We start from the raw sequence: 13,128 nt of genomic DNA on the forward strand, positions 1-13,128 counted from the left end.
ACACATGCCTTTAAAATCTATATCTCTTGGGAAGAGAGATGGATGAATTATAAAAGGCTTGTTATAAATACGTTAAGCTGTGTAAAAATTGTAGTTTCCTAAACAAATTGAAGAGATAAGCCAATTAGACGCACTAAAAAATGTCAAAAGAAATAGGCAATTTGCTTATATGAATTATTTTGTCTACTTTTGCAAAACAAATCCATCTCTCTTCCCAAGAGATACTTGTCGTTCAGTTATATTCCCCAGTATCTATATACTTCTGTATCTCAATATTCGACATCTTCATGTCTCTATATTCCCACCTATTAATACAACCTTGTAACTGGGTTTCCAAGGAATCATCTCATACAAAAAAAAGATATGCGACAGGGATCTGTCGCATATCTTTTTTGTATGAGATGTAACGATGGTAAATCAGCGGATGAAGAGAAGTTCGCGATATTTGGGCAACGGCCAGATCTCATTGTCTACCATCAGCTCAAGCTTGTCGATATGATAGCGTATTGTCTCCATTTTGGGAGCCACGTCATCATGATAGGCGATGGATTTCTCTCGCTCGCTCTCGATTCTGTTTGCCTTGCGACGAGCATCAACCATAGCGGCAACTCCGCTCTTGATCTCCGAGATATGCTCGCTTATAGATTCTATCGACGCGAGATCCTGCGCGGCAATGCGGTCTGATTTGTCACCCTTGAAGAGTTCCTTTATTTTATACACATTGTCGAGCAGCAGCGACTGATAACGTATCGCAGCCGGGATGATATGGTTTATGGCAAGATCCCCGAGCACACGGCTTTCAATCTGGATTTTCTTCGTATACATCTCCCACTTCACCTCGTTGCGTGCCTCGATCTCCTTTTTGGAGAACACGCCGGCTTTGTCGAACATCTCTATGCTCGAAGGGAGCATATAGGCATCATACATCAACGGTGCAGAAGTCTCGGTGTCGAGTCCGCGGCGCGCCGCCTCCTCTTTCCACTCCTCGCTATATCCGTTGCCGTCGAAATGAATAGCCTTCGACGCTTTCACAAGCACTCTTACCTCCGCAAGGATAGCCTTGTCAAGTTCCTCTCCATTTGATATCCTCGCATCCACTTTGTCGGCGAAATCGTTGAGCTGCGCGGCAACAGCGGCATTCAGCGCGATAAGTGCCGAAGCGCAGTTTGCCGATGAACCTACGGCGCGATATTCAAACCGGTTGCCGGTGAATGCAAACGGACTCGTGCGGTTTCGGTCGGTATTGTCGATCATAAGCTCCGGAATCTGAGCCACATCAAGCCGCATCTCTTCCTTGCCTTTCACCATTATCTTCTCATTCCCCTCGGAATTCTCCACGGCTTCGAGTATCGCGCTAAGCTGCGATCCGAGGAACATGGAGATAATGGCTGGAGGCGCTTCGTTGGCACCGAGACGATGCGCATTGGTGGCGTTCATTATGGAAGCCTTGAGCAATGCGTTATGGCGATGCACGGCAGCCATGACATTAGCGACAAAAGCTATGAACCGCAGATTGTCTTTGGAATTTTTGCCCGGTGCAAAAAGCATCTCCCCTTTGTCTGTGCCGAGACTCCAGTTGTTGTGTTTGCCGCTGCCGTTGATGCCGGCGAAGGGTTTCTCATGAAGAAGAACACGGAAGTTATGACGCTTTGCCACCTCTTCCATTACCGACATGAGCAAGAGGTTATGGTCGTTGGCAAGATTGCACTCCTCGAATACCGGCGCAAGCTCAAACTGATTGGGAGCCACCTCGTTATGACGGGTCTTCGCCGGTATGCCGAGTTTATGACACTCTGTCTCAAGATCGAGCATAAATGCCTCCACACGACTCGGTATCGATCCGAAATAATGGTCTTCGAGCTGCTGGTTCTTTGCCGACTCATGACCCATGAGGGTTCTTCCGGTCATCACAAGGTCCGGACGGGCGGCAAACAATGCCTCGTCTACAAGGAAGTATTCCTGCTCCCAGCCGAGATATGTCTGCACATGATTTACCGCCGGATTGAAATAACGTGCCACTCGCGTGGCGGCTTTGTCCACGCTGTTGAGCGCGCGAAGCAACGGTGTCTTGTAGTCAAGGCTCTCTCCGGTATAAGAGATAAACACAGTGGGAATACAGAGGGTATTGTCGATGATAAACGCCGGAGACGATATGTCCCACGCCGAATAACCGCGCGCCTCGAAGGTGTTGCGGATTCCGCCATTAGGAAAACTTGAGGCATCAGGCTCCTGCTGCACAAGCAGTTTGCCGTTGAATTTCTCCACTACTCCCCCTTTGCCGTCATGCTCTATGAAAGCGTCGTGCTTTTCGGCAGTGCTGCCCGTGAGAGGATGGAACCAGTGGGTATAATGACGCGCACCATTGTCGATCGCCCAACGCTTCATTCCGTCTGCAACACTGTCAGCTATCTCCCTGCTAAGGGGTTCGCGGTTGTCGATTGCCTTGACAAGGGAATCAAACGTCTCTTTCGGAAGATACTCGAACATCTTCTGGCGGTTGAACACCTGTTTGCCATAATAGGTTTCCACTCTCTCTTTGGGGAGCTCCACTTTCACAGCTTTGCGTCCGGAAGCCTCCTCCACACTTTTGAATCTTAAATTAGACATAATATAAATTATTTGGTTAAGCCCGGCTTCGGGCATTATATTATACTACGTTTTATTACTTCTCCCTGCCGTCACATATCCTTTTCATCGCCTTGAGTGTGTTCTCTCGCGAATTGAAACCTGTGAGACGTATATATCCATCTCCCGAAACACCGAAACCGACACCCGGCGTGCACGATATGTTGTATTTCTCAAGCATGTCGCCGAAGAGTTGCCATGAACTCTCCCCGTTTTTACCTTTTATCCAAACATAGGGGGAATCTTCTCCGCCGAAGACGGCATAACCGGCTTGCGACAGGGAGCGGCGGATGATTCCGGCGTTCTCGAGGTAATAATCGATATTGTTCCTTACCGATTCCCGTCCCTCAGAGGAATAAAGCGCCTCGGCGCCGCGCTGGACCACATAGCCGGCTCCGTTGAATTTGGTGCATTGCCGCCTGTTCCAGAGTTTTCCGAGACTGACCTCCCTGCCGGAAGCGTCAGTACCGGTCAACGCTTTGGGCACGACTGTGTAGCCGCATCTCAGACCTGTAAAACCGGCTGTCTTCGAAAAACTGCGTATCTCTATCGCCACTTTCTCAGCTCCCTCTATCTCATAGATGGATCTGGGAAGTGAGGGATTCCTCACAAATGCCTCATAGGCGGAATCGAATATTATGAGTGATTTCTCCCGCAAAGCATAATCCACCCACTCGCGAAGATCTTCGCGTGTCATCACGGCACCCGTGGGGTTGGAGGGGGAACAGAGAATCACGATATCGGCATGCACATCAGGCACTGCCGGACGGAATCCGTTTTCCGCATTGCATTCAAGATACACTATACGCGACCATCTGCCATCGGGCAATCTGTCTCCACCCCGTCCTGACATCACCGCTGAGTCCACATAAACCGGATAACCGGGATCCGCCACCGCCACTATGCTGTCTGAAGAATATATGTCACCGAGATTGCCGAGATCGCTTTTAGCTCCGTCACTGATGAATATCTCGTCAGCATCTATGCCGATTCCGCGACTCTGATAGTCTGCGGCGGCTATGGCATCACGGAGAAACGAGTAACCCTGTTCTGGTCCGTAGCCATGAAATGTCGTGGCATCAGCCATGTCTTCGACCGCACGATGCATGGCGCTGACCACGCATCCGGCAATCGGCAACGTCACATCTCCTATATCCATTCTCACTACATCCGCTTCGGGATGCGCGGCTTTATATTCATTGAGTCGGCGTGCCACCTCTGAAAAAAGGTAACTCTCCGGAAGTTTCTCGAAATTATCGTTGATTCTCATCTTTTTTTACTTTACAGATTTTGCAGGATTCTCCGGTGCCCCGGCATCCCCACGCAGTATAAACTCCCCGTCGGCAATAAACTCGGCACCACCCTTGAGGAAGACGTGATTGCTCTTCTCATCCCATGTTATCTCAAGATCACCGCCAAGAAGCCTGACCGTGGCATGCCTGTCGGCGAGACCGTTGAGCACAGCTGCCACAACTGTGGCGCATGCGCCTGTGCCACATGCAAGTGTTTTGCCGGAACCCCGCTCCCACACACGCATCTCTATTGTGTTACGATCTATGATACGGGCAAATTCGATATTGGCTCTGTCGGGAAAAATAGGAGCGCATTCGAGGCGCGGACCATCGCCGCATACCAGACTGTCGTCAAGAGTGTCGGTAAAAACAACAGCATGGGGATTTCCCATGCTGACAGCTGTTATAAGATACGTATTGTCACCGACAGTCTCGGCTTCAGATATTTTCGCACTGGAATCAGAACTGATTACCGGTATGGCTGCCGGTCTGAGCTCCGGCTCTCCCATATCCACTGTCACCGTCACGACCTCTCCGTCCACCACTTCAAGCCTGAGAACCTTAATTCCGGCAAGTGTCTCCAGTGTGACAACGGTCTTGGCAGTCAATCCTTTTTCATAAACATATTTCCCTATGCATCTTGAAGCATTGCCGCACATCTCCGCCTCCGAACCATCGGCGTTGAACATACGCATCCTGAAATCTGCTGTTTCAGAACGCATTATAACAACGAGTCCATCGCTGCCAATGCCGAAATGGCGGTCACTTATCTGTCGTGAAAGGTGGGGAAGATTATCGGGAATGACTTCCATTGCGTTGACATACACATAATCATTCCCAGCACCGTGCATTTTGGTGAAGCTGACCTTTTTCTTGCTTTCCATATGATTTTGAAGCGAATCTTCTTTTACCACCGCAAAATTAAGTATTTTTTATCAAACGGCAACAAATACACAACAAAAAATTTATATTCGGTTTTCATTTGAGAAGATTGGATAATTTATTTATTTTGCACCCGCAAAGTTAGTATTTCAGACATGCGACAGGATTCCAAATCAGACAAAACGCACTCCGACAGGCTCTGGAACCGCGAGTACTGGAAAGTGATGACAACGAATTTTCTCCTCTTTTTCGCCTTTTACCTCCTCACTCCCCTTCTCCCCATATATCTTGACCGACAGTTTGCCGCCGACAAGGATATGATAGGCATTGTATTATCGGGATATGTTGTGGCAACTTTCCTAATAAGACCGTTCAGCGGATTTTTTGTGGACAGTTTCAACCGAAAGACCGTGCTTGTAATCTGCTTTATGGCATTTTTCATATGCTTTGCAGGATACATCGGTGCGGGAACACTGCTTATGTTTGCCATTGTCCGCACTCTCCACGGCATACCGTTCGGAGCGGCAACCGTAGCCAACTCCACTGTCGCCATCGATGTCTTGCCCTCTGCACGACGAAACGAGGGAATCGGGTATTACGGACTCAGCAACAATCTTGCCATGGCGATTGCCCCGTCGGCAGGAATCTACATTTACAATCTTACCGACAATTTCCAATTGCTCTTCTGGATATCTCTGCTTCTTGCAATGGCAGGATTCATATGCTCAACAATGGTGAAGCTACCTGAAAGAGAGCTTAAAACACGCAGTCCCAAACTTGATCTCGACCATTTCTTCCTTTCACGGGCATGGCTGATGGCAATAAACATCACACTTTTCGGCCTATGCTGGGGAGTAATGAGCAATTACGTGGCTCTCTACGGCAAGCTGGAACTCGGAATAACCGATGGCACAGGCATTTTCTTTGCTGTGCTCTCTTGCGGACTCGTGCTTTCGCGGCTCACCGGTCACAAGGCGCTGCGCGACGGAAAACTGACACAAAACTGCTCGCAGGGGGTGATACTCTCGCTCGCGGGCTATATACTCTTTGCGCTTACAATAAACCAATGGACTTATTACGCATCGGCTCTGCTCATAGGTCTTGGAAACGGCAGAATGTATCCCGCATTCCTGAACATGTTTATAAAAGTGGCTCGCCACGACCAGCGGGGCACGGCTAATTCCTCTATTCTGATTTCATGGGATCTCGGCATGGGAATGGGTATTCTTTTAGGCGGATTTGTTGCCGAATATGTCAGTTTTTCGGCGGCATTCTGGATAACCGCCATCATGCAGGGAGCCGGAACTCTCCTTTTCCTTATATTCACAAAAACATTCTTCACCCGCCGCAGACTCGCGGAATGACAATTGGAATGAAATAGAATGGTTTATTATGCACGCGCAAGATTCCCGAGTGCAAAACATATCTATATATCTTCCGTTATAATAGGTGGGAGCGGGGACGCATCACGCTCCGCTTACGTAACAACATAACAGAATTACTGATGAAAAAAAATATTTCCCATATCGATGCCGACACCCAAGGCGCGCCTCTGAAAGGAATAAGAGGCGAGATGATCACATTCCATGAGGACCCTTTCCTTGTGGAAGATGAATCAAAATGCTATTCCCACTATTCCGACGGACTCGTGGTGATACAGGGCGACAAGATACTCGCCGCCGGAGATTACATGGAAGTCGCCACCTTCTATCCGGATCTGAAAGATATCGACAGGTATGACAACGCAGTGATAATACCGGGCATGGTCGACACCCATGTACATTACGTGCAGTCTCCGATGATCGGTTCGTTCGGCGATACGCTTCTGCAGTGGCTCAACCAATATACATTCCCTACTGAGGCGAGATTCCGGTCGGAGGAGTTTTCTCGCTCTGTGGCACGCCTTTTCATGGGTCAGATTCTGAAACAGGGAACCACCACCGCCAACGTTTTCTCCACTACGTTCCCGACTTCCGTAGATGCGCTTTTCGAGGAATCGGAACGCTACAACACCTGTATGATCACCGGGAAGGTGCTTCAGGACCGCAACCTGCCGGAACCTTTAAGGGATATATCCGCCGAGGGCTCGGTGGCGATGGCAGAGGAACTGCTGGAGAAATGGCACGGGCGCGGACGCCAGCTGTATGCCGTGATTCCGCGTTTCGCACCTACAAGCACACCGCGTCAGCTGGAACTCGCAGGAGACCTTTATCAAAGAAACATCGACAGGGGTGTGTATATGCATACACATCTCGACGAAGCGGACGATGAAATCGAATGGGCATTATCGCTATATCCCGAAGCGGCGAACTATACCGACATCTACCGCAGATACGGATTGCTCGGACCACGCTCTGTTTTCGCCCACTGCTGCCTCGTGAAAGAGGAGGAATGGCAGACCCTTCATGATTACGACTGCAGCGTGGCTCATTGTCCGTCATCAAATCTTTTTCTTGGCGACGGAATGTTCAAGATATGGGAAGCCAAAGACCATAAGAGACCTCTGCGCGTAGGCGTAGGCACGGATGTGGGTGCCGGCACCAATTTCTCGCTTCCACGCCAGCTCAACGAGGCGTACAAGGTGTCGATGCTGAAAAAACANAGCATGGGCGCATTGAAATGTTTCTACATGGCTACGAAAGGAGGCGCACAGACATTGCATCTTGAAGATCGCATCGGGTCGCTTGCCCCCGGATATACCGCCGACATAACTGTGCTTGACATGCATCCCACTGAGTTTCTGAAATGGAGAATGCAGTTCAACGACTTCATCCTTGACAGGATGTTCATACTCCAGACTCTTTCGCCCGACAACCTCGTCAGAGCCACTTACGTTGCCGGCAAACGCGTTTACGACAGAGAACGCGAGCAGCAGCTCTTATATGCGGCAGATTTATAACCACGCATATTATATATGATTGTGATGACGTGGAAAGTCAATTTGCATGTAAGAATTTAAATGATTACCTTTGCATTACCAAACAAAGTGATTTAAATTAATAATACAAATGGAAATCGAAGGCAAAATCATACTGGACCTTCCTGAAGAGGGAGGAACATCCAAGGCCGGCAATCTCTGGAGAAAGAAAAGTTGGGTGCTTGAGACATTCGGCCAATACCCGCGTAAAGTAAAATTCGACCTCTTTGGCGACAGAATCGATCAGGTAAGACTTGAGGCTGGAAAATCATATAAAGTTTCCGTTGACGCAGAAAGCCATGAATTCAACGGCCGCTGGTATACAGACCTCCGCGCATATGCGGCTCAGGAAATGGGTGCCCCCCAGATGCAGCAGGCTCCCGCGCAGCAATTCGGCTCTGCCACTGCTGCTCCCGCCGCTCCCGCAGACCCGTTTGCTGCTGCAGCTGCTCCCGCCGCCGATCCTTTCGCATCAGGCGACACCGACGACCTCCCATTCTGACAGCATCCTCGCCATCCGGCTAAAATAAAGGCGGTGTGTCAAATTTTATCAATTTTGACACACCGCCTTAGGTCTGTCTGTAGTCAGCAGTTTATCAGCTGCGAGTCAAGACGGTTTTTCCAAAGCAAGTATGCATCGAGAGTCGCGCTGAAGTCTTTGGGATCCGGCTGTATCTCGCTTATAAGTTTCAATGCCGCGAATGCTTCGCGGTTGTCAGCATATATTCCCGCTCCGATTCCGGCGGCACGTGCGGCGCCGGCGGCGCCATCGGTGTCGAAAAGTTTTATAGAGGCACTCGTAATATTAGCCAGAGTGTCGCGAAATACACTGCTGAGAAACATGTTGGCATTGCCTGCATGTATAGTCTCGACGTTCAGCCCCATCTCTTTCATAATCTCGATCCCATACATGAAAGAGAAGACTATCCCTTCCTGAGCAGCGCGAACAAGGTGTCTGCTGTCGTGGCGGTTAAAGTCGACTCCCATTGTGGAGCAACCTATCTGTCTGTTGCGCAACACTCTTTCGGCACCATTGCCGAAGGGCAATATCGAGACTCCTTCAGAGCCAATAGGTATTGTGGCGGCGAGCTCGTTCATCGAAGCGTATCCGGTGCCTTCGGGCATTATGTTTCTTCGGAGCCAAGCGTTCAGGATTCCGGTGCCGTTGATACATGTCATCACACCGATACGCGGAGCATCGGCAGAATGGTTAACATGGGCGAAATTGTTGACCCGCGACTGCGGATCATACGCGATGTTGCCGTTGATTCCGTNCACAACGCCTGACGTGCCTGCGGTAGACGCTATTTGTCCTGGGTCAAAGACGTTCAGAGATACGGCATTGTTAGGCTGGTCTCCCGCACGGTATGTGACAGGAGTGCCCTGAGCGAGACCCAGTTCTGCGGCAGCATCTGCCAAGAGTCTGCCTTGTTCGGAGAAACAAGGGCGCACTTCCGGCAGGATGTCCGGGTTGTAGCCGAAATAATTCATCAGGAAGCCAGCTGTTGTGTTTTCCTCGAAATCCCAAAGCATATACTCCGAAAGTCCGGAGGGAGTGGTGCATATCTCGCCTGTCATGAGCATCGCAATGTAGTCGGCTGGAAGCATGACTTTATATATCCTGCCGAATATTTCGGGTTCATTTTCTTTTACCCACGCGAGTTTGGTTGCTGTAAAATTGCCGGGAAGATTAAGGAGGCGGGACAGGCAAGTTTTCTCACCGAGATCTATTGCAGCTTTCTCACCATATCCCACACCTCGCGAATCGCACCAGATTATGGCATCGCGGAGCACGTTTCTCTCTTTGTCGATGCATACAAGTCCGTGCATCTGATATGATAATCCAATCGCCTTTATGTCGGCGGGAGATATGCCGGCTTTGGAAATAATGCGCCCCGTAGCTTCTTTTATATATCGCCACCAGCTGCCGGGTTCCTGTTCAGCCCAGCCGGGGCGAAGTGATTTAACCGGTGCTTCGGAATCCGGAGCGGATGCCGAAGCCACGCAAATTCCTGTTTCAGAATCAATCAGAGACACCTTTACAGATGATGTGCCTATGTCGTATCCGAGTAAGTACATGGTAATAGGTTTTGTTGTCAGAGGCTGTTTGATTATACTTGTCAGTCAAGATTTGAATAACCTGTTCTGTCAATCTCCTCGACCACTTTCAACAGATAGCGTCCGTATTCGTTTTTTGCCATCGGAGCCGCAACTTCCCTCAGCCTTTCAGCCGAAATCCACCCCTGGCGATAGGCAATTCCTTCGAGACATCCTATTTTCAATCCTTGTCTTTTTTCAAGAACCTCGACGTAGATGGAAGCCTCTGCAAGCGAGTCATGAGTGCCTGTGTCAAGCCAGGCGAAGCCTCTTGGAAGAGTTTTAACCTTAAGCTTTCCAGCGTTGAGAAACTCTTGGTTTACTGTGGTTATCTCAAGCTCACCGCGCGCCGACGGTTTGATGTTGGCGGCTATGTCGACAACCTGGTTAGGGTAGAAGTAGAGACCAACAACGGCATAGTTGCTTTTGGGACTTGCCGGTTTTTCTTCGATTGAGAGACAATTGCCTTCTTTGTCGAATTCCGCCACACCATATCGCTCAGGGTCATCCACCCAATATCCGAACACTGTAGCCTCGCCGTTCTTGTCGGCTGTGGCAACTGCCTCTTTTAGAATGGAGGAGAATCCTGCACCATGGAATATATTGTCACCCAAAACGAGACATGCACTGTCGTCTCCGATGAAGTCCTTGCCGATGATGAAAGCCTGTGCGAGACCGTCTGGAGACGGTTGCTCCGCATATTCGAGACGCACTCCGAAATCGGAGCCGTCACCGAGCAGACGCTTGAATCCCGGAAGATCCTGAGGTGTGGATATGATGAGGATATCCCTTATTCCCGCCAACATGAGGGTGGAAATGGGGTAGTAGACCATAGGCTTGTCGTAGATGGGCAGCAATTGCTTGCTTACCCCCTTTGTAATCGGGTATAAACGAGTGCCGGACCCTCCGGCAAGAACTATTCCTTTCATAAGCAACTGTAAATTTTGATAAGTCTTGGAAACAGTTAAAATTAAACAGTTTCTGAGACCAGTATGTGTTGATTATGCAAATATATAAAATATTAAGCAAGTATTCAAATTTTTAGGAAGTGCTTCATGAAAGCCCGGATAAAGGGATTTTTCCGGAAGGTCTATTTCCTTTTTGTCGCGGAGATATAGATAGGGCGGTATGTTATCTTGTCTATGACGCGAAGCGCCGACGGTGATATTCCGGGCGATGGCGCGGAGCCACCAACACCAGTGTGTTTAAGATGCATCATCAGTTCCCGAGGCGAAGAGAAGCAGAGGGTAATTTCTTCAGTCAACACAGATGTGTCATAGAAATTCCTTTCAAACCATTTCTGATATTCTTCAGGAGAATGATAATGGATGGGAGAGGGACGCAAAGAGTCAAGTTCTCCGAGGTTGCCTTTAGCGAAACCTGACATTAGAATCACACCCCCGGAACGCAGTAACCGGCTGCAATTGTTTATAAACTCCGGGATGTTGGCAAACCACTGGATTGTGGAGGAGGAGAGAATGCAGTCATATTTTTCTTCGGCAAGGCGAACCCATTTTTCAGCATCTTCGCAGAAATATCTTTCGGTTTCGGCCAGATGCATTGGCTGAACAGGTGCGATATCTACAAAATCTATCGTTCCCGGTTTTAGTCTGCCTGCATATGCACGGGTGAAGAGTCCCGTTCCCGGTCCTATTTCAAGTATCTTCGGGCGGGGTGGGATTGGCAGCGAGTCAAGCATGGCTGCAAGTCGTCCGGCTATCTCACGCTGTGCTGTCGCATTGCTGTCGTATGTGTCTGAAGCCTTGCTGAATTTTTTTGCAATCAGTCCGCAATCGGGAATCACCGACCTTACGATTTCTGCCAGCGGCAGATAGTGGGCACCGTCTGTCTTTACAATCTGTATGCCCGCGTGTTTCCAGTGTCTCTCCATGTTCTGGAACGGAAATATCCTGTCGTCACACCCCAGATATGCGCGTCTCCATGGTATTTCGGCATTCGGGGCTGCAAGATCACGAATACCGTATAGCTGCTTTTTAAGCGACAAAACCTCCCCGTCTGTGAAATCTCTTTCAAACAGTCTGTGGTATACATCCGAATCAGGAGTCATTCTACGCTGAAATTTCTTAAGATTCCTTTCATCAAGGTTGTCGGCAGTGGCGTTGTATATTTTCGGAGGTATTCCCTCCGTGTCGCTGACTGGGGAGAGTGTGCCGTTTATGGCAAATGCAGCGGTTATCTTTTCGGGAGGCAGAGATGCCGCCGCCATCCTTACACCCAGAGACCAGGCGAAGAGCCACACGGTATTGTAGCCTTCAAGGAATGACAGGTCAACCGACAAATCGGAATAATCATACACAACGGCGACATCCCATCCGGTTATTTCTATATCCTGATAAAGAGACGGTGATGTGCTCCATCCTGCATAGACAAGAATAAGAGAACGGCATCCGGGGTTGTGGCTGATATATTCTATTTTCATGGTGTCAGATGACTTCTTTGAGTGTTTTCAAAATATATTCTATAGTATCTTCGGTCATTTCGGCAGACAGAGAGAACCTAATGCGTTCTCCCCCTTGCGGCACAGTGGGACGCCTGATGGGCAAAGCGTCTATTCCTTTGAGAGAGAGCTTGGAAGCTGTCAGCATAGCCTTGTGTGCGTCTCCTACAATCAAAGGCACGATATGAGAGCGTGAATTATTCGGTTGACCGGTTATCTCTTCGATGCCGGAACGAAACTTGTCGGAAATCTCGATGAGATGCTCACGTTCCTTATCCATTGTGAGCAACTTGAGGATCATGTGTTCGGACCAAGCCGCGTTGACCGGAGGCAATGCTGTGGAAAAAATGAAGCTTCTGGAAGAATTTAGAAAATAGCTTTTCAACAATTCGTGAGTGGAGACAAAAGCACCGGCGGATGCCGCCGCTTTGCCGAGAGTGCCGACAATAATGTCAATCTCATCGATAACTCCTGTTTCCTCGCCAAGTCCCAACCCGAATCTTCCGCGCGTTCCGAACGCGTGTGCCTCATCTACATAAAGTATGACGTTGTGATATTCCTTTTTAAGGTCTGCCAGTTCACGCAACGGTGCCGTGTCACCATCCATGCTGTAGACAGACTCCAGCATAACGACACACCGCTCCATTGATTTGTATTTATCAAGGAGTTTTCTCAGAGAAGACAGATCATTGTGACGCCATCTCTGATAGTTGGATTTTGCAAGCATTAACCCGTCAATCATTGATGCGTGTATCAGCTTGTCGCACAAGAATATGGTGCCAGGTATTGCAAGAGCCTGAATGATTCCGACATTCGCATGATAGCCTGAATTGCAAAGCAACGACTCTTTGCGGTAC

The 13,128-nt window shown here is 49.2% G+C and carries 10 protein-coding genes; 3 read left to right on the plus strand and 7 right to left on the minus strand.

Annotation, left to right across the window (positions count from 1 at the left end; all coding sequences use genetic code 11):
* Window positions 1-417: 417 nt before the first annotated feature.
* The 3 genes from JX312_RS03090 to dapF are packed head-to-tail and all read right to left on the minus strand — an operon-like array spanning window position 418 to window position 4,801.
* Window positions 418-2,607 (minus strand): glutamine synthetase III, encoded by a 2,190-nt coding sequence (locus JX312_RS03090; RefSeq protein WP_204457038.1) that lies wholly within the window; start codon window positions 2,605-2,607, stop codon window positions 418-420.
* Window positions 2,608-2,662: 55 nt separating this feature from the next.
* A complete protein-coding gene (locus JX312_RS03095; protein WP_123404047.1) occupies window positions 2,663-3,895 on the minus strand; it encodes an LL-diaminopimelate aminotransferase in 1,233 nt (410 codons plus the stop codon).
* Window positions 3,896-3,901: 6 nt separating this feature from the next.
* Entirely contained in the window at window positions 3,902-4,801 is a 900-nt protein-coding gene (gene dapF / locus JX312_RS03100; RefSeq protein WP_204457040.1) for a diaminopimelate epimerase, read from the minus strand.
* A gap of 153 nt (window positions 4,802-4,954) precedes the next feature.
* On the opposite strand from dapF, the gene JX312_RS03105 reads away from it, so the two are divergent.
* The 3 genes from JX312_RS03105 to JX312_RS03115 all read left to right on the plus strand — a co-directional run bounded on the left by JX312_RS03105 (window position 4,955) and on the right by JX312_RS03115 (window position 8,218).
* Window positions 4,955-6,163: an MFS transporter gene (locus tag JX312_RS03105; RefSeq protein WP_123404042.1), complete on the plus strand. Its 1,209-nt coding sequence runs from the start codon at window positions 4,955-4,957 to the stop codon at window positions 6,161-6,163.
* A 140-nt stretch (window positions 6,164-6,303) separates the two neighbouring features.
* A complete protein-coding gene (gene guaD, locus JX312_RS03110; RefSeq protein WP_204457042.1) occupies window positions 6,304-7,698 on the plus strand; it encodes a guanine deaminase in 1,395 nt (464 codons plus the stop codon).
* Window positions 7,699-7,807: 109 nt separating this feature from the next.
* Complete coding sequence (locus JX312_RS03115; RefSeq protein ID WP_204457043.1) at window positions 7,808-8,218, plus strand: DUF3127 domain-containing protein; 411 nt, start codon at window positions 7,808-7,810, stop codon at window positions 8,216-8,218.
* 83 nt (window positions 8,219-8,301) lie between these two features.
* On the opposite strand, the gene JX312_RS03120 is transcribed toward JX312_RS03115, so the two are convergent.
* The 4 genes from JX312_RS03120 to JX312_RS03135 all read right to left on the minus strand — a co-directional run.
* Window positions 8,302-9,795, minus strand: a complete 1,494-nt coding sequence (locus JX312_RS03120) for a xylulokinase (RefSeq protein WP_204457044.1) — start codon at window positions 9,793-9,795, stop codon at window positions 8,302-8,304.
* A 41-nt stretch (window positions 9,796-9,836) separates the two neighbouring features.
* A complete protein-coding gene (rfbA, locus tag JX312_RS03125) occupies window positions 9,837-10,742 on the minus strand; it encodes a glucose-1-phosphate thymidylyltransferase RfbA (protein WP_123407506.1) in 906 nt (301 codons plus the stop codon).
* 161 nt (window positions 10,743-10,903) lie between these two features.
* A complete protein-coding gene (locus JX312_RS03130; RefSeq protein ID WP_204457045.1) occupies window positions 10,904-12,253 on the minus strand; it encodes a pimeloyl-ACP methyl esterase BioG family protein in 1,350 nt (449 codons plus the stop codon).
* A 4-nt stretch (window positions 12,254-12,257) separates the two neighbouring features.
* The coding region (locus JX312_RS03135) for an aminotransferase class I/II-fold pyridoxal phosphate-dependent enzyme (RefSeq protein WP_204457046.1) at window positions 12,258-13,128 on the minus strand (871 nt) is incomplete at its 5' end.

The organism is Barnesiella sp. CU968 (assembly GCF_905219685.1).
Classification (GTDB): domain Bacteria; phylum Bacteroidota; class Bacteroidia; order Bacteroidales; family Muribaculaceae; genus Lepagella; species Lepagella muris_A.

Bases quoted from the DNA above. Each gene is read 5' to 3' on its own strand.
- JX312_RS03095 (WP_123404047.1), bottom strand. From the start codon at position 3,895: ATGAGAATCAACGATAATTTCGAGAAACTTCCGGAGAGTTACCTTTTT.
- JX312_RS03130 (WP_204457045.1), bottom strand. From the start codon at position 12,253: ATGAAAATAGAATATATCAGCCACAACCCCGGATGCCGTTCTCTTATT.
- rfbA (WP_123407506.1), bottom strand. From the start codon at position 10,742: ATGAAAGGAATAGTTCTTGCCGGAGGGTCCGGCACTCGTTTATACCCG.
- JX312_RS03105 (WP_123404042.1), top strand. From the start codon at position 4,955: ATGCGACAGGATTCCAAATCAGACAAAACGCACTCCGACAGGCTCTGG.
- dapF (WP_204457040.1), bottom strand. From the start codon at position 4,801: ATGGAAAGCAAGAAAAAGGTCAGCTTCACCAAAATGCACGGTGCTGGG.
- JX312_RS03115 (WP_204457043.1), top strand. From the start codon at position 7,808: ATGGAAATCGAAGGCAAAATCATACTGGACCTTCCTGAAGAGGGAGGA.
- JX312_RS03090 (WP_204457038.1), bottom strand. From the start codon at position 2,607: ATGTCTAATTTAAGATTCAAAAGTGTGGAGGAGGCTTCCGGACGCAAA.